Annotated in this window: 14 protein-coding genes; 8 read left to right on the top strand and 6 right to left on the bottom strand. The window is 33.3% G+C overall.

What is annotated here, in order from left to right; translation table 11 throughout:
• Positions 1–54: 54 nt before the first annotated feature.
• Both BUB80_RS14665 and BUB80_RS14660 read left to right on the top strand, forming a co-directional pair.
• Complete coding sequence (locus BUB80_RS14665) at positions 55–534, top strand: glutathione peroxidase (protein WP_394334057.1); 480 nt, start codon at positions 55–57, stop codon at positions 532–534.
• Positions 535–596: 62 nt separating this feature from the next.
• Positions 597–1,391, top strand: a complete 795-nt coding sequence (locus BUB80_RS14660) for a tetratricopeptide repeat protein (RefSeq protein ID WP_073294111.1) — start codon at positions 597–599, stop codon at positions 1,389–1,391.
• Positions 1,392–1,564: 173 nt separating this feature from the next.
• On the opposite strand, the gene BUB80_RS14655 is transcribed toward BUB80_RS14660, so the two are convergent.
• Positions 1,565–2,221: an NAD(P)H-binding protein gene (locus BUB80_RS14655; RefSeq protein ID WP_073294109.1), complete on the bottom strand. Its 657-nt coding sequence runs from the start codon at positions 2,219–2,221 to the stop codon at positions 1,565–1,567.
• A 96-nt stretch (positions 2,222–2,317) separates the two neighbouring features.
• Here BUB80_RS14655 and BUB80_RS14650 point away from each other — a divergent pair, with 96 nt between their 5' ends.
• Both BUB80_RS14650 and BUB80_RS14645 read left to right on the top strand, forming a co-directional pair.
• Entirely contained in the window at positions 2,318–2,674 is a 357-nt protein-coding gene (locus tag BUB80_RS14650; RefSeq protein ID WP_073294107.1) for an MmcQ/YjbR family DNA-binding protein, read from the top strand.
• Positions 2,675–2,838: 164 nt separating this feature from the next.
• The gene (locus BUB80_RS14645) at positions 2,839–3,342 is read left to right on the top strand and encodes a hypothetical protein (RefSeq protein ID WP_073294105.1); all 504 of its coding nucleotides are present in this window, start codon (positions 2,839–2,841) and stop codon (positions 3,340–3,342) included.
• Positions 3,343–3,391: 49 nt separating this feature from the next.
• Here BUB80_RS14645 and BUB80_RS14640 read toward each other — a convergent pair whose 3' ends face one another.
• Positions 3,392–4,312: a bifunctional riboflavin kinase/FAD synthetase gene (locus tag BUB80_RS14640; RefSeq protein WP_073294103.1), complete on the bottom strand. Its 921-nt coding sequence runs from the start codon at positions 4,310–4,312 to the stop codon at positions 3,392–3,394.
• A gap of 347 nt (positions 4,313–4,659) precedes the next feature.
• Between BUB80_RS14640 and atpD the strand changes: the two genes are divergently transcribed.
• The 3 genes from atpD (at position 4,660) to BUB80_RS14625 (ending at position 7,442) form a co-directional block, all read left to right on the top strand.
• Positions 4,660–6,168 carry a F0F1 ATP synthase subunit beta gene (gene atpD / locus BUB80_RS14635; RefSeq protein WP_073294153.1) on the top strand — a complete coding sequence of 503 codons (1,509 nt, stop codon included), beginning with the start codon at positions 4,660–4,662 and terminating at the stop codon, positions 6,166–6,168.
• A gap of 84 nt (positions 6,169–6,252) precedes the next feature.
• Positions 6,253–6,540, top strand: a complete 288-nt coding sequence (locus BUB80_RS14630) for a FoF1 ATP synthase subunit delta/epsilon (protein WP_073294101.1) — start codon at positions 6,253–6,255, stop codon at positions 6,538–6,540.
• Positions 6,541–6,620: 80 nt separating this feature from the next.
• Positions 6,621–7,442 carry a hypothetical protein gene (locus tag BUB80_RS14625; RefSeq protein WP_073294099.1) on the top strand — a complete coding sequence of 274 codons (822 nt, stop codon included), beginning with the start codon at positions 6,621–6,623 and terminating at the stop codon, positions 7,440–7,442.
• Between the two features lie 444 nt (positions 7,443–7,886).
• Here BUB80_RS14625 and BUB80_RS14620 read toward each other — a convergent pair whose 3' ends face one another.
• The 4 genes from BUB80_RS14620 to BUB80_RS14605 all read right to left on the bottom strand — a co-directional run bounded on the left by BUB80_RS14620 (position 7,887) and on the right by BUB80_RS14605 (position 13,468).
• A complete protein-coding gene (locus BUB80_RS14620) occupies positions 7,887–10,076 on the bottom strand; it encodes a B12-binding domain-containing radical SAM protein (RefSeq protein ID WP_073294097.1) in 2,190 nt (729 codons plus the stop codon).
• A gap of 57 nt (positions 10,077–10,133) precedes the next feature.
• Positions 10,134–11,021 carry a DMT family transporter gene (locus BUB80_RS14615; RefSeq protein ID WP_073294095.1) on the bottom strand — a complete coding sequence of 296 codons (888 nt, stop codon included), beginning with the start codon at positions 11,019–11,021 and terminating at the stop codon, positions 10,134–10,136.
• 72 nt (positions 11,022–11,093) lie between these two features.
• Complete coding sequence (locus BUB80_RS14610) at positions 11,094–12,356, bottom strand: aminotransferase class I/II-fold pyridoxal phosphate-dependent enzyme (RefSeq protein ID WP_073294093.1); 1,263 nt, start codon at positions 12,354–12,356, stop codon at positions 11,094–11,096.
• Between the two features lie 74 nt (positions 12,357–12,430).
• Positions 12,431–13,468 carry a PLP-dependent cysteine synthase family protein gene (locus BUB80_RS14605; RefSeq protein ID WP_073294091.1) on the bottom strand — a complete coding sequence of 346 codons (1,038 nt, stop codon included), beginning with the start codon at positions 13,466–13,468 and terminating at the stop codon, positions 12,431–12,433.
• 222 nt (positions 13,469–13,690) lie between these two features.
• On the opposite strand from BUB80_RS14605, the gene BUB80_RS14600 reads away from it, so the two are divergent.
• Positions 13,691–17,176: a glycosyltransferase family 117 protein gene (locus BUB80_RS14600; RefSeq protein WP_073294089.1), complete on the top strand. Its 3,486-nt coding sequence runs from the start codon at positions 13,691–13,693 to the stop codon at positions 17,174–17,176.
• Positions 17,177–17,186 lie beyond the last annotated feature (10 nt).

Below are 17,186 nucleotides of genomic sequence, written 5' to 3'. Positions count from 1 at the left end.
AATAGTTGCGCTCAGAAGAAAGGGGAAACGTCTAAAGCTAAAACCAAAGAACTTATGGGAAAGACAATATACGATTTCAAAGTTAATGCCTTGGAAGAAGGGAAAGAAATTAACTTTGCCGATTTTAAAGGAAAGAAAATCCTTATCGTAAACACAGCTTCTGAATGTGGATTTACACCACAATATGCTGATCTTGAGAAGCTGTATGAAGAGTATAAAGATAAATTGGTGATTGTAGGTTTCCCTGCCAATAACTTTGGTGGACAAGAACCTGGGACTAATACTGAAATTGGTGCTTTTTGTCAAAAAAATTATGGAGTAACATTTCCCTTAGCAGCAAAAGTTTCTGTAAAAGGAGATGATAAAGCTCCTATTTTCCAGTATTTAACAGAAAAAGAACTGAACGGAGTAAAAAATACAACCATCCTTTGGAATTTTACAAAGTTTTTAATTGATGAAAACGGGAAGTTGATCGATACTTTTATCAGTACTACAAAACCTACTGACAAAGCGATTACGAAGTATTTGAAATAACAATATAAAATTATATTTTTGTAGAGTGGATGTTTTCATCCACTTTTTTTATTTTTATAACTATGAAAAAACTACTAACCATTTTTATTTTAATCTTTTCTATTAAAGGGTTTTCACAAGACAGCTATTTTTTAGGAAAAACAAATTATTGTACTCCTGAAAAAGCAGAATCAAAAAAAAGTTTTGAGGTAGGTATAAAAACCCTTCAATATCCTGAATTTTACGAAAAAGCAACTCGTATTCTTATTTCGACTGCAGATAAAGATCCCAAATATTGTGATGCTTTCTTCTTGGCAGGATACCTTTTTAGATTACAAGACAAGCATGATGAAGCTCTTGCATATTATTATGTTGCAGATAGTTTAGCCCAAAATAAAGCTCCTATATTTAAACAGAATCTCGCAATTGAATTCATGAGATTTGGAGCTGCTGATGAAGCCAGAAAAAAATATGAGGAAATGGTAAAATATTTCCCAACAAATCCTGAAGGATATTATGGAATTGCCAATACTTCTATCATGTTAGCTGATTATGATAAAGGCATACAGAACCTTAAGGAAGCTGAAAGTCTTTATAAATATACAGGTGGAATGAAAGCTGATGGAAGATATATGTATGGAATGCTGTACAGTTTGAAAGGTAGTTATGAAGAGGCTTTACCTTATCTTGAAGAAGTACATTCTGCATATAAAAAAGATGATAATTATTTAGCGCTCTATGCTTTATCTCAAATAAAAGTTGGAAAAAGTAAAAATGATGAAAAGCTAATGAAAAAAGCTAAACAGGTTTATGAAAAAATAAAAGACAAGCCTATTGCCGAAGAAATTTCTAAGAAATTAAAAGAAGAGTTCTCTTAAAGTTTATAGAGAATACAAATATTTTTCGACTTCGATTTGTTTGATATATTCAGACTTTACAATAAGTATTAGAAATGTCAAGCTGAGCGGAGTCGAAGCTTTTATATTATAAAAAGGCAGTAATTAAATAGAGTAAAATTCACAATTGACTTTATTCACTTTTCACATTAAAATCACCCATTACTTTTCTCCGCAAAACAAAAAATATTCCCCAGTTTAATACTCGAATAGCCATTGCTTTTTATTTTAGAAGAATTAATCATTGCTTTAGCTAAAATATCTGTGGGAAGCGGTTTTTGACTTTCCAGCAATCCGAACTTATTAGCAAACTTTATAATTCTACTTCCTAAAACTTCTCCTGTTCTTTCAGAGTCTTTTCTTTCCAACATTCCGGGTTTAAAAATGGTAATTTTATTGAAATGTAATTCTTTTACAGCCTCTTCCAATTCGCCTTTCATTTTAGAATAGAAAATTTTTGATTGAGGATTGGCTCCATATGCAGAGACTAAAACATAATCATCAACCTTGTTTTCTTTAGCTGCTTTTGCAAATTCATATTGATAATCAAAATCAACTTTTCGCTGAGCTTCCTTACTTCCTGCTGCTTTCAGAGTAGTTCCTAAGCATGAAAATGCTACATCACCTTTTACGGCATCTTTCCATTCCTCAGGTTTATCAAAATTTACAATATGAACTTTTAGTTTATCATGTTGGATATCAATAGGTTTTCTTACGAAAATTTCTACTTCATCGAAGTTTTTATCATGAAGTAATTGGTTAACCAAATCCTTTCCTGTAGCACCTGTTGCGCCGATTACTAAAGCTTTCATATTAAATATTTTAAGGTGATGATGTTTCTTTCTTAAATTTACTAAATTTGAAATTAATATCAACGATCATTAATCACTTATCATTTATTAAAATTCATGGATGCCAACGAAATTTTAGATTATTGCCTAGCCAAAAAAGGAGTTACAGAAACTTTTCCTTTTGATAATGAAACGCTTGTGATGAAAGTAGGCACAAAAATATTTTTATTAATGGGCTTAGAAAGACAGCCATTGGGAGTTAACGTAAAGACAGACCCGGAATGGAGTGCAGAGCTTCGTGAGCAGCATCCACAAATTACCGGTGCATTTCATATGAATAAAACCCATTGGAATTCTGTTTCTGTAGACGGATTAAAAAGAGAGTTGATTTTTAAATTAATTGATCATTCGTATGAATTGGTATTTAAATCATTAACGAAAAAGGTTCAAAGTGAAATTAATGATTTGATATGAAAAAAATCAAATAACAATATATCAGTTCATTGTAAAGTAATTTAAGTATTAATAAAGTCTTAATTTTTTTATATTTATTGATACTGAGAAAGATTGAGTTTTCTTTTTTAAAGGCATACAATTTGTAATCAGATTTAAGTAATAACACCAAAATATCAAAACAAATGAAAAGAAATATTTTACTCCTAATGACTGCAGGAGCATTATCAGTAACCTTATTAAGTTGTAATAAGAATGATAAGAAACCACTTTCTGAGAATACTCCGGTGAAATCCGAGAATTCAACTCCTTCTGATAATCAGAAAGATCTAAAATTAGAGTTTACAGGAACAGATCATTTCAATATTAAAAATCCTAAACTTAAAGTAAGTTTATACGGCCATGATCCGCTCTTAGCAGATGCACCAGCTGTTTTAATTACAGAAAAAGAGTATGAGCAAACATCTGTGCCATTTACGATTAATATGCCTGTACCTAAAGATGCTGCAAGTCATTTTGATCCAAAAGATAAAGAGCGTATAAAGTATTACGTCTCAATAGAATGGGATTCTAATGGAAATGGTAAGCCAAATGAAAAAGAAGATATTTATATAGACCATGATAAACAGTTTCCCAATGTGAAACTAGATGGGGAAACTCAGAAGATCTATTTAAAAATACTAAAATAAAACTTATTGATAAGCTGTTTCATACGCAATGTGTGAAACAGTTTTTATATTAAAAGTTAAACTCTTCTGTTAACCTTTTATCTTCATCAAGCCTTTCGATTAATTTTTCAAGTCCTTCAAACTTGATTTCTTCATGAAGAAAGTCTCGGAATTTCACAGTGATTTTTTCATCGTAAATATCTTCATTAAAATCAAGGATATACACTTCGACAGTTAACCTATCACCATTAACAGTAGGATTAGTACCAACGCTTAGCATTCCTTTATATTGCTGACCTTTTACAACAGTTTCAACAATATAAGCTCCTTTCTTAGGCAATAGCTTAAGAGATTCTGTGGCAATATTGGCAGTGGGATACCCGATGGTTCTTCCGATTTTCTTACCGTGCGTTACGGTTCCGGAAACAGAGTAGGAGTACCCTAACATTTCATTAGCTTCTTTAATATCACCTGTTAAAAGGGCGTTTCTTACTTTCGTAGAACTAATATTGTTCTCATGAATATTGATGGCTTCCATTTGCTCAACCTCAAAATCTAATTCTTTAGATAATTGTTGAAGCAATTCAAAGTTTCCGCTTTTATTTTTTCCGAAAGAATGGTCGTAACCGATAATTAAATATTTTACGTTGAGCTTTTCAACTAAAATCTGACGAACAAATTCTTCACCCGTTAAGTTTCTAAACTCTTCATCAAATTCTTTAAGGAATAAATTATGGATGCCATATTTTTCCATCAATGATTTTTTTTCCTCCAGGGTATTCAGAAGCTTTAAATCTTCATTAGGATTAAAAATAAAACGAGGGTGTGGCCAAAAAGTAAGGATAGCAGTTTCCAAATTGTTCTCTGAACCTACTTTTTGTAATTCATCGATAATACTTTTATGCCCTAGATGCACTCCGTCAAACATACCTAAAGACAATGCTAGAGGCTTTTGAGAAGAATAATCATTAAAATTCTTGAAAACTTTCAAAACGAAAAAAAATTTGACTGCAAATATAAAGCCTTTAAATTATCTATAATAATATACTAAGAGTTATTTTCAGGTAATGCTATTTTACACGATCTATTATTTGGTTTCTAATGCTTTATAACGATCTTTTTACTGAAAAATTATGAACAATAAAAAAGATTTAGCTTTCTTCTTAATAGAAGCGAGCAATAAAAACGCATTATTATATTCAAATTAAATGAAAATTCAAAAAAATAAGCATCAAAATTTACATTTAATAGGCGCTAAAAAGCATGATAAAAATCTTTTTTTTACCAATTGCGGGTTTGCTAAGAATCATTATATTTGCACCAAGAAAAAATTTAGCAATGGCAAACCAAATTAAAGGAAAAATTTCTCAAATTATTGGTCCTGTAATCGACGTAGTATTTAAAGATGTGGAGTCAATTCCAAGTATTTATGATGCATTGGAAATTACAAAAGGAAACGGTGAAAAAGTAGTCTTAGAGGTAGAACAACATATTGGTGAAGATACTGTAAGATGTATCGCAATGGACGCTACAGACGGTCTTCAAAGAGGGCAAGAGGTAATTGGATACGGTAATCCTATTACAATGCCAATCGGTGAAGCTGTAAACGGAAGACTATTCAACGTTGTTGGTGATGCTATCGACGGGCTTCAAAATATTTCTAAGGAAGGTGGTCTTCCAATTCACAGACCAGCTCCAAAATTTGATCAACTTTCAACTTCTGCAGAAGTTTTATTCACAGGTATTAAAGTAATCGACTTAGTTGAGCCTTACGCAAAGGGAGGTAAAATTGGTTTGTTCGGTGGTGCTGGTGTAGGTAAAACAGTATTGATCCAGGAGTTGATTAACAATATTGCAAAAGGACATGGTGGTCTTTCTGTTTTCGCTGGAGTAGGTGAAAGAACGAGAGAAGGAAATGACCTTTTGAGAGAGATGCTAGAATCTGGAATCATCAAGTATGGTGACGAATTCATGGAGTCTATGGAACACGGTGGTTGGGATCTTTCTAAAGTTGACCTTGAGGTTATGAAAGAATCTAAAGCTGCATTCGTTTTCGGACAAATGAACGAGCCACCAGGAGCAAGAGCTAGAGTAGCACTTTCTGGTCTTACATTAGCTGAGTACTACAGAGATGGAGGTGAAAGCGGGCAAGGTAGAGACGTACTTTTCTTCGTAGACAACATCTTCCGTTTTACACAAGCTGGTTCTGAGGTATCTGCACTTCTTGGTCGTATGCCATCTGCAGTAGGTTACCAACCAACATTGGCATCTGAAATGGGTGCGATGCAGGAAAGAATTACTTCAACTAAAAATGGCTCAATTACTTCAGTACAGGCGGTTTACGTACCTGCGGATGACTTAACTGACCCGGCTCCGGCAACAACGTTTGCTCACTTAGATGCAACTACAGTACTAGATAGAAAAATTGCTTCATTGGGTATTTATCCAGCAGTAGATCCATTGGCTTCAACGTCAAGAATCTTGGCTCCGGAAATTATCGGTGAAGAGCATTATAACTGTGCTCAGAGAGTAAAAGAAATTCTTCAAAGATACAAAGCGCTTCAAGATATTATCGCGATCCTTGGTATGGAAGAACTTTCTGAAGAAGATAAATCTGTTGTTTACCGTGCTAGAAAAGTTCAGAGATTCTTATCTCAGCCTTTCCACGTAGCAGAACAGTTTACAGGTCTTAAAGGATCATTGGTAGATATCAAAGATACAATCAAAGGATTTACTATGATTATGGACGGTGAATTAGATCACTTACCAGAAGCTGCTTTCAACTTGAAAGGAACTATCGAAGAAGCTATCGCAGCAGGACAGAAAATGTTAGCTGATAACGCGTAATAAATTTTAAATGTTAAATTTTAGATTTTAGATTGAATTTCAATAATTTATAATTTAAAATCTATAATCTATAATTTCATAAAAATGAATATAAAAATTTTAACACCCGAATACGTAGTTTTTGAAGGAGAAGTAAACTCTGTATTGTTGCCTGGAAAAAATGGTGAATTTCACATCATGACAAACCACGCAGGAATTGTTTCTTCTTTAATCGGAGGTAATGTAAAGCTTTTTGTTGATTCTATTGATCAAGCATATGCTAAAAACTTTACACCTACTCAGGAAGGAGGAAATGGATCTGTTTTTTCTTATCCTATCAAAAGCGGTGTTGTAGAATTTAATAATAATAAAGGAATCATCCTTTGCGAATAATTAAATGAAACGCTAAATATATTTTCAAGAAAGTGTAACCAAAGTTACACTTTTTTTATGCCTTGTAAAAGTCTGATTCTATGAAGGGAAATATGATCATGTTGTTTACAGTTTTGAGTCTTATATTGAACGCTCAAAATATTAAAACCAAAAGAGGAATTGTGAGTCTCGATGGAGTGCATGTTGCCAAAATATCCAATAAGTCGAATGAATATACTTTTCTTGATCTTAAGGAAACTCCAATATATACAATACAATTTATTGATAAAAGTATCGTAGATTCTGTTAGAGACAGCTACATTAAGCTTAATCGTGTTTACAACAGAGAAAAAATATTAGATCTTGATTATATATCTCCATCTGCTTTTTCAGGTGAAGAAAGATCAGCTGTATTTACCTCTATAAAAGACTTGAAAATCATTGATAATAAAGGAATCAATGTTAAGACCTTGGATGATATTTTTAATAATCCACCCAAGCGAAAATTAGATAGCAAAACAAAAGATGCCTACACCACAAGAAGTAAAATAGATCGACTTAAAATTGAGGTTAATAATGTAGGTGAAATTATAAGTAATGGCATTCCTGTAGGCTACTTTACCAATTTACCCGCAAGTTTCGGTTCTGAGGATACTATTTCTGAAAAGACTTTTGTGGATATAGAAATCTATGATGCTAAAAGTAAATATATTGGTAAATATATTACAACTACTAAACAGATTAAAACTGCAGGAGGGAAGACTTTTACGCTGTACAGAGAGATGTCTGGTAGAGCTTCTATTTTAAAATTTCCTACTTATAAAGCTATCGTAGAACGAATGGCCATAATGGATCCTACCTTTATTAAGTTTCAGGACAAAGTAACCGTAGGAGAGGTTGTAAAAGATGGTGTTCAAAAATAAAATGATCAATAGGAACGGGCTTTAGCCCGTTTATATAAGGACAAATTCAATTGGCTTTAGCCAAAACTTATAAAAAACTCTTGAAAATTAATTTTTCAAGAGTTTTATTTTCTCATTTACTTTGTCATTCCGTAGGAATCTAGACTCTAATATTTCTATAAACTATGTTGAAGACAATGGGTATAACACTAAACTTTTTTTAACGTAAAGTTTTGAATATAAAAATTTATTATTTTTAAGGAGGCAAAGAGATGCGACAAAGTCGCTGATGAAGGAAGCTTCTTACGAATCAATTATATTGATTCAATTCTTTGCTCCCTAAAATATGCAGAATTAAGAATAAACCTTTGCGTTAAAAAACTTTCAACTTAATTTCTTTAGTAATCCATCTTAAATATAATCTTTATACCAATCACAAAAATTAGCTTTTCTATGGAAATAAACTTACAAACTCAAAACAACACCATTATCTTTCAATTGTTGCATCGGTTTTGAAAACCAGAATAATTCAAAGTCTTCTAAATTTTCCTCAAACTGCGTCTTCAATTGTTGAAGGGTAATTTTTTTGGCGTTGTCTGTGGAATTTTCCTGAAGCACTTTGATGAACCATTCGGCTTTGTCCTGCTCCAAATCTACCGTTATTACATTTGTTTTTAAGTGAAATGTAATTCGCGTATATGGCCACGAGTTCTGCTTTTTTGTTTTTATGTAATTCTCAGCGATTACGTTTTTACTTAAAAATATGATTTTTGAATTGCCTTTAAATTTGAAATCACCATCATCTAAAAGACAATCATGAATATAATCCGGATGAATGGTTGTTTTAGGGATTTTAAAATCAAACCAGTCACTTAATGGAATTTCAAAATTAATTCCATGCATATAATTGAATAAAGATTTTTTTAACCCAAAACTAAATTTACTATGATCAATTCCTGTTTTGTCTGTAAAGTCAATATCGTTATTGGCAAATAAAATTTCTTGCTTGATAGGAACAACTCCGAACTCCTCCGGATTTAAACCAACCGGTGAGTGGGCGGTCATGGCAAATTGATGCCAAAATCCGCTTTGTAAAATTCCCATTTCAAATAACTGACGAACCATTTCCAAAGAGTCAATCGTTTCCTGAATCGTTTGGGTAGGGTAGCCATACATCAGGTACGCATGGACCATAATTCCAGCTTCAGTAAAATTTCGGGTAACCTGAGCCACTTGTTCTACAGAAATTCCTTTGTCAATTAATTTTAGCAATCGATCACTTGCCACTTCCAATCCACCTGAAACCGCAACACAACCCGAAATTTTTAATAGAAAACAAAGATCTCTGGTAAAGCTTTTTTCAAAACGAACATTGGTCCACCAAGTCACGACAAGATTTCTTCGTAAAATCTCTAAAGCAACTTCTCTCATTAAAGCGGGTGGGGCTGCTTCATCTACAAAATGGAATCCTGTTTCGCCTGTTGTGGCAATTAATTCTTCCATTCTATCCACCAAAATTTTGGCAGAAATGGGTTCGTAGATTTTAATGTAATCTAAAGAAATATCACAAAAAGTACATTTTCCCCAATAGCAACCGTGCGCCATCGTTAGTTTATTCCATCTTCCGTCGCTCCATAAACTGTGCATCGGATTGGCAATCTCAATAACAGAAATGTATTTATCTAATTGCAAATCAGTATAATCAGGAGTTCCGATATCCGCTTGCTTATAATCGTGTCTTTTTGAATTGTTTTTATAGGTAACTTTTTGATTTTCAATTAAGAAAGTTCGTTTGAATTCTGAAGTTTCTACTTCATTATTAACGTTTTCACAAAGTAATTCAATAGGAAGTTCACCATCATCCAACGTAATAAAATCAAAAAACTCAAAAACTCTTTGATCTTTAATTTCTCTTAATTCTGTGTTGGGAAATCCTCCTCCCATGGCTGTTTTTATATGAGGATAGTTTTCTTTGATGAACTTTGCACATCGAAAAGAAGAGTATAAATTTCCCGGAAAAGGAATTGAAAAACAAACCAATTTGGGCTGTACAAGTTCTAGTTTTTCCTGAAGAATCTTTAATGAAATATGGTCAATAAAAGTTTGATCTTCTGATAGTTTTAAATAAAGTTCATCAAAAGAATTGGCACTTTTTCCTAAGCGCTCTGCATATCTACTGAAACCAAAATCTGAATCTACATTTTCAACAATATAGTCGGACAAGTCTTCTAAATATAAAGTGGCTAAATGTTTAGCTTTATCTTGAAGTCCCATGTTTCCGAATGCAAATTCCATATCATCTAACTGATTGAAACGGGAAGCTTCAGGTAAAAAATTCATGCTGCAAATCTGTCTCGCCAACGTAGGATTTTTTCCCTGTAAAAAGAGAATAACCTGATCTATGGTTTTTAAATATTCATCTTTTAAGGCAAAGATTCTCTGAGAATTTTCTGAAATATTTTTAAGATCAATGGTTGTATCGAAAATATTCTGAATTCCTTCTTTTGAAAATAATTCTAAAATAACTTCAATCCCCAAATCAATCTGATAGCTTGAAATATTTTTGGTATTTAAAAAACCTTTAATATAAGCGGTAGCAGGATAAGGAGTATTAAGTTGTGTAAATGGCGGAGTAATAAGAAGAAGATCTTTCAAAAGAAATTTTTTGCAAAGTTATTTTAAATATTTAATGTATGAAAACAAATGAATGCTTTAGGCATTTTGTAGTTCTTTCGGCTTTCTACTGTCTGAGATCACATTGAGGATTACGGCTATAATAATAAGGATAATCCCAATGAGCAAATTACGGGTAAATTGTTCGTGGAAAAGTAAAACACTAATCAACACCGCAACCACAGGTTCAAACGCTCCTAAAATTGCAGCGGGTGTAGAACCAATATATTTAATGGTAAATACCAAACATACACTGGAGATAACAGTTGTGAAAAATGCAAAAATAGCCAAGTTGAAAAAAGTACTTACATCAGGAATCATAAAAGACTGATTTCCGACGATTGCTTTTATCATAAAAAATGTTGACGTAAAGATCATAGAATAAAAGGAAAGCTTAAACCCCGAAACTTTCAGATTCGATTTATTAACAATGATCATATATAATGCGTAAAAAAGAGAACTTAACATTACAATTCCCAATCCTGCAAAATTAATTTCTAATCCTGTTCCTTTTAAACAAAGGACAATAACACCGGCAAAGGCCAGAAGTAATGAGAGCGCAGATAATTTTTTCAGTTTTTCTTTATAAATGAAAAACATAATTAAGGCGACAATAACGGGATAAATAAATAACGCGGTTGATGCGATTCCTGGGGTCAAAAAATCATACCCTAAAAATAAAAATTCCGAAGAAAATGCATAACAGATTCCTAAACAAATTAATATCAAGGCTTCTCTTTTATTGATGGCAAAGCGCTCTTTGGAATACAATAAATAAGCTCCAACCATTACCGCTGCAAATAAGAATCTATAGAATAAGGTAATATCTAATGAAAAATTAGACTGCTTGATAGGTAATATAAAAATCGGAATTAAACCGTACGACACAGAAGATAGAATACCTAATGCATACCCTTTAAATTTCATTGACTATTTATTTTATAAAAAACCACTGAAAATAATCAGTGGTTTTTTGTTGTTTATATGACGATATCGATATTACATCTGTTTGTACTCGATATTCATTTGTTTTTCCATTTCTGCGTAGGCACCTGAATCTAATTTTTCTTTGATTCCTTCAAAAGCAGCCAACGTTTCATTAATTTCCGAATCTGTATGAGAAGCGGTAGGAATTAATCTTAATAAAATCATTCCTTTTGGAATTACAGGATATACTACCACAGAGGTAAATACTCCGTAATTTTCTCTTAAATCTTTCGCTAAAAGAGTAGCTTCAATAGTAGTTCCTTTAATGAATACAGGCGTTACACACGTATTGGTGTTTCCTAGGTTGAAACCTCTTTCTTTTAACCCGTTTTGAAGTTTAACTACGTTTTCCCATAATTTAGCCTTAATTTCAGGGCGAGTTCTTAAAAGCTCTAATCTTTTTAAACCTCCAATTACCATTGGCATTGTTAAAGATTTAGCAAAAATCTGAGAACGAAGATTGTATTTTAAGAATCTGATGATCGTTTCATCTCCTGAAAGAAATGCTCCGAAACCTGCCATAGATTTAGCAAAAGTTGAGAAATATACATCTATCTGATCTTGGCAACCTTGCTCTTCACCTGCTCCAGCTCCGGTTGTACCCAAAGTTCCGAAACCGTGTGCATCGTCTACCAATAATCTGAAATTGAATTTTGATTTTAATTCACAGATCTCTTTTAATTTCCCCTGCATTCCTCTCATTCCGAAAACACCTTCCGTAATGACTAAGATTCCTCCTCCGTTTTCTTCTGCTACTTTAGTTGCTCTCGCTAAGTTCTTTTCTAAACTTGCAATATCATTATGCTTAAACGTAAAGCTTTTACCCATATGTAAACGAACTCCGTCTACGATACAAGCGTGAGAGTCAGCGTCATAAACAATTACATCATGTCTTGTAACCAATGCATCAATTGCTGAAACCATCCCTTGATAACCGAAGTTCAATAAATAAGCAGCCTCTTTTTGAGTGAATTCTGCTAATTCTTTTTCCAGTTGTTGATGTTGTTGCGTTTCACCAGACATTGCTCTTGCGCCCATCGGATAAAACATTCCGAATTCTGCAGCTGCTTTGGCATCAGCTTCTAAAACTTCCGGGTGGTTGCAAAGACCTAAATAATCATTTGCGCTCCAGAAAATTACATCTTTACCCTGAAATTTCATTCTTGGACCAATGGGACCTTCCAATTTTGGGAAAACAAAATATCCTTCTGCATAATCTGCAAATTGCCCCAGGGGACCAGGATTTTGTTTAATACGTTCAAAAATATCTAACATTTTATTAATGATGTTTAAGTAAAAAAAGCCTTTTGTGATGTACAAAAAAGGCTTGATTTGTATAAAATTATTTATTATTTGATGAATTCTGTTTTAAAAACTTCATCATAATTGTGAACACAGTTGTTAACGAAACCTTGCTCTGCCATCCATTTGTCGCTGTATACTTTGGTAATATATCTTGAACCGTGGTCTGGATAAATCAACACAACAACATCGTCTTTAGAAAATTCGTGAGATTGTGCATATTGTATTAATCCCTGAGTTACAGCTCCTGTAGTATAGCCTCCCATAATAGCTTCTTTCAAAGCAATCTCACGGGTTCTGTACGCAGACATCTCGTCATTAACTCTTACAAATTCGTCCACTTTATCAAAAAGCAGAGCAGAAGGGATTAGGTTTTTTCCCATTCCTTCAATTTGGTAAGGGTGAACATCTTCTTTGTGGATTTCTCCTGTTTCGTGGAAACTCTTTAAAATAGAACCATCAGCATCTACCCCGATTATTTTGATATTCGGATTTTTTTCTTTTAAATATTTTGCTGAACCCGACAATGTTCCACCTGTTCCAGTGCAAGCCATAAGGTGAGTAATCTTACCTTCTGTTTGCTCCCAAATTTCAGGACCTGTAGTCTGATAATGTGCATCAATATTCAACTCATTAAAATATTGGTTGATATATACTGAATTTGGTGTTTCTGAAGCAATTCTTTTTGCAACTTCATAATATGATCTGGGATCGTCCGCAGGTACATTAGCAGGACATATATATACAATGGCGCCAAGTGCTTTAAGATAAGCAATTTTTTCGGGCTTCGTTTTATCACTTACAGCAAGAATACATTTATATCCTTTGATGATGCAAACCATTGCAATAGAAAATCCTGTGTTTCCGGAAGTAGTTTCTACAACTACGGAATCTTCTTTTAATAAACCTTTTTTCTCAGCGTTGTCTATAATATGAAGTGCGATTCTATCTTTAGTGGAATGTCCAGGATTATATGATTCTAACTTGGCATAAACGGTTGCAGGAATATCTTTCGTTACAGCATTTAGCTTCACCATAGGCGTGTTCCCTATTAGGCCAAGGATATTATCGTAAACATTACTCATTATTTGTTATTTTTCAATAAAAATCTGACCGCAAAAATACAAAAAAATAAATAATTTCTAAACTTTTGTTTGATTTCTAAGCACCTATTAGTAAATATTCATTCTTTCATTTGCAATCCAGCTCTACTATGGTCACAAATAATGAGCCAAAATTTTTAAAATTTGTTAAAATCGGCATAAAATCATATAAAAGGCTTATTTTCGCGTAATTGATTTAATACTATGAAAAATTGGACTTTTAAGCAATGGAACACCATTCTAGGATGGGTGATTTTCGTCATTGCCTTTTTCACGTACTTGTCAACTATTGAACCTAATTTTAGTTTTTGGGATTGTGGTGAGTACATTTCTTCTGCAGTAAAATTAGAAGTAACGCATGCTCCAGGGGCGGCTTTATTTCAGATAGTGGGTGCTGTAGCAGCCATTTTTGCTTTGGGGAAAGGCGAAAATTATTCTATTGTAATCAATGCAATGTCTGCATTGTTTAGTGCGTTAACTATTTTATTTTTGTTTTGGACGATCACTCATTTTGTGAGAAGGCTTCTAAACAAAGATTTTGAAGAAATTACCAAACATGAAGAGATTTCTATTCTGTTTGCCGGAATGGTAGGAGCGTTGTGCTTTACTTTCTCAGATACATTCTGGTTCTCGGCAGTGGAAGGTGAAGTTTATTCTATGGCTTCAATGTTTATCGCATTATTGGTTTGGTTGATCACCAAATGGGAAAATGAATATACGGCGGTGGATAATGAAAGATGGATCATTCTTATTTTCTTTATTTTGGGACTTTCTGTTGGAGTGCACATGATGTGTATGTTGGCAATTCCGGCAGTATGTTTAGTATATTACGCTAGAAATTATAAGTTTACCTGGAAAAATTTCATCTATGCTAATTTAATTACGTTAGGGATTTTAATAATTGTTTTTAAAATTATCTTCCCTTTAATCATGTCAATGTTTGGTAAGCTAGAGATATTCTTTGTGAATGGTTTAGGGCTTCCTTTCCACTCGGGAACAATTGTAGGATTTATTGTAATGGTAGCTATTTGCTATTTCATGATAAAGTATGCAAGAAGAGCGAAAAAACATATTTTTCAGACCGTTGCTCTTTCTGTTGTTTACATGATGATTGGTTTCTCTTGTTGGATGGTAATTCCTATCAGAGCAAATGCTAATACTCCAATGAACCTTAATGATCCTGATACTGCGATTGGGATGTTGGATTATTATAACAGAGTACAGTATGGGGATTGGCCTACAATTTATGGTCAAAACTACACAGCTTTCCTTGATGCTAACGGAATTGAGAAAAATGAAGACGGAAGTTTCAAGACAACCAAAACGGGAGATATCTACGAAAAAGACGAAAAAACAGGAACGTATAGAAAAACTGGCGACAGATTCAACTATGTTTTCAGTAAGTCTCAGGTAAGTTTAATGCCTAGGATGTTTAATGAAGATAAGGATGTGATGGCCAATTACATTTCTATGTATGGGGCACCTGATTTCACTTTTAATTATGGAAACGAAGATGTTGCAGACAGTCCTCAGGCTAAGCAAATTTTTGACGAGTTAAGAGGGAAATATGAAGATAAAACAATTACAGCAGCAGATTATTTAAAAGTAAAACCTTATAATTTGATTAATGTTCAGAAGCCTTCATTGGCTCAGAATATGGATTATTTTTTTACGTTCCAGAACGGATATTACTTTGTAAGATACCTGATGTGGAACTACGTAGGAAGACAAAATGATCTTGAAGGAAGCTATGAAGATACGAAAGGAAACTGGATCTCAGGAATTCCTGCTATTGATAATGCAAGATTAGGAAACCAAGAGGCAATGCCAGCTAAATTCAAAAATGAAAGTACGGTTGCCTTTTTCTTTTTACCGTTAATATTAGGTTTAATCGGGTTCTTTTTCCAATTAAACAGAGATTTTGGAAGATTCTATGCTATACTATCTTTATTTATCGTAACGAGTGTAGGTATTATTTTCTATACAGGGGTAAAACCTTTCGAACCAAGAGAAAGAGATTATGCAATGGTAGGCTCGTTCTACGCATTTGCCATATGGATTGGTTTAGGAGCGGGAGCCATTTTATGGTTCTTACAAAGTAAAGTAAAATCTAACGCTGCTAATATTGCTTTTGGTGTCATTCTTTTGGGAGTGCCTTTCATGATGGGCTTCCAAAACTATAATGTACACAACAGACATGGTAGGTATACATCTTATGATTATTCTTATTCTGTATTAAAATCATTGCCGGAAAAAGGAATTCTATTCGTTTACGGAGATAATGATACGTATCCGGTTTGGGCGATTCAGGAGACTGAAAACTTTAGAGATGATGTGAAAGTAGTTAACTTTACGTTGGCTTCAACTCCTTGGAACATCGATCAAATAAAAAGAAGAACCTACAATGCGGCTGCCATACCTAGTCAATTGACACACGATGACTACAGAGACGGAGTAAATGATCAGATCTATCTGATGAAAAAGTCAGACTGGGAAGGCGTTTTCTCTATGTTGAAAGAGCAAGGTGCACCAGAAACAGAATTTGCAGAATTCAGAAAGTATCTTACTCAGGATTCTATGACGATGAAAGATGCCATGAGTTTTATTAAGCATAATTCTGCTGCGAAGAATGAACTTTTAAAAATGTATTTCGGAGAAGATAAATATGAAAAATATAATATTCTTCCGGTTAATAAATTCATTTTACCGGTTAATAAAGACAATGCGCTAAGAGCAGGAATCATTAATCAGGCTGATCTTCCGAATACGGCAAATCAGATTATGATTACATATAAAGGAAATACGCTTTTCAAAAACAACTTAATTATGCTTGATATTTTAGCTAATTTTGATTGGAAAAGACCTATTAACTTCTCTTCAGGAGGTATCTATGACAGCGAAAATATTTTCTATCTTGATGAATATCTTCAGTTTGATGGTTTCAGCTACAGATTAGTTCCTGTTCATACTCCTCAAAGTTCAGATGGAGAAATGGGAAGAGTAGATGCGAACTCATTATACAATGTAGTTAAAAACTTCAGATGGGGTAATTTCAAAGACTTGAATGTTCATTTTGATGAAACAGCAACGTCTAACATTATGAGCTACAGAAGTTCTGCAAGTAGAGCAGCAGCAGCATTAGCTTTAAGCGGACAAAAAGGAAAAGCAATTGAATTGTTAGATTTAGCTTCAAAAGAAATTCCGGCTGAAAAATACAATGATCCTCGTTCTTTAAGTTCAATGGTTTACGGATATATCGTTGCCGGACAAGAGAAAAAAGCATTACAATTGGCAGAAGTTCTTAAGAAAGGAATTTTTGAAGAGTATGACTACTATTTAAAATTGACTCCTTATGAGCAACAGTTTGTAAGAAGACAAATGAGAACAAAACCAATGGAATATTCATTAGTAGTTTCAGCGGTTACAGATGCTTATACGAAGATTGGCCAAAAAGATAAAGCTTATGATTATCTTGTAAAATCTATTGAGCCAATTGATAAGAAATTTAATAGATTTGTTGAAAATCTTAAAGAAATGGGTAAAGAGAAAGCAATGAAAGAATCTGAAGGGGTTCAAAAGATCACGCCTTTCTACCAATATCTGTTTGATATTATGCAACCTTTTGATTCTACGTATTCAAAAGAAAAAGAAGAGCAAATCACAAAATCAATTATCAAAGCAACACAATAATCAAAACGAA

The organism is Chryseobacterium polytrichastri, assembly GCF_900142445.1.
Classification (GTDB): Bacteria; Bacteroidota; Bacteroidia; order Flavobacteriales; family Weeksellaceae; genus Chryseobacterium; species Chryseobacterium polytrichastri.
Note: the sequence above shows the minus strand (reverse complement) of the source record. Positions and strands in the feature narration are given on the sequence as shown.

Excerpts from the sequence above, each read along its gene's own strand:
- atpD (WP_073294153.1), top strand. The coding sequence starts at position 4,660 with ATGGCAAACCAAATTAAAGGAAAAATTTCTCAAATTATTGGTCCTGTA.
- BUB80_RS14655 (WP_073294109.1), bottom strand. The coding sequence starts at position 2,221 with ATGAAAGCTTTAGTAATCGGCGCAACAGGTGCTACAGGAAAGGATTTG.
- BUB80_RS14600 (WP_073294089.1), top strand. The coding sequence starts at position 13,691 with ATGAAAAATTGGACTTTTAAGCAATGGAACACCATTCTAGGATGGGTG.
- BUB80_RS14660 (WP_073294111.1), top strand. The coding sequence starts at position 597 with ATGAAAAAACTACTAACCATTTTTATTTTAATCTTTTCTATTAAAGGG.
- BUB80_RS14630 (WP_073294101.1), top strand. The coding sequence starts at position 6,253 with ATGAATATAAAAATTTTAACACCCGAATACGTAGTTTTTGAAGGAGAA.
- BUB80_RS14615 (WP_073294095.1), bottom strand. The coding sequence starts at position 11,021 with ATGAAATTTAAAGGGTATGCATTAGGTATTCTATCTTCTGTGTCGTAC.
- BUB80_RS14625 (WP_073294099.1), top strand. The coding sequence starts at position 6,621 with ATGAAGGGAAATATGATCATGTTGTTTACAGTTTTGAGTCTTATATTG.
- BUB80_RS14610 (WP_073294093.1), bottom strand. The coding sequence starts at position 12,356 with ATGTTAGATATTTTTGAACGTATTAAACAAAATCCTGGTCCCCTGGGG.
- BUB80_RS14665 (WP_394334057.1), top strand. The coding sequence starts at position 55 with ATGGGAAAGACAATATACGATTTCAAAGTTAATGCCTTGGAAGAAGGG.
- BUB80_RS14605 (WP_073294091.1), bottom strand. The coding sequence starts at position 13,468 with ATGAGTAATGTTTACGATAATATCCTTGGCCTAATAGGGAACACGCCT.
- BUB80_RS14650 (WP_073294107.1), top strand. The coding sequence starts at position 2,318 with ATGGATGCCAACGAAATTTTAGATTATTGCCTAGCCAAAAAAGGAGTT.
- BUB80_RS14645 (WP_073294105.1), top strand. The coding sequence starts at position 2,839 with ATGAAAAGAAATATTTTACTCCTAATGACTGCAGGAGCATTATCAGTA.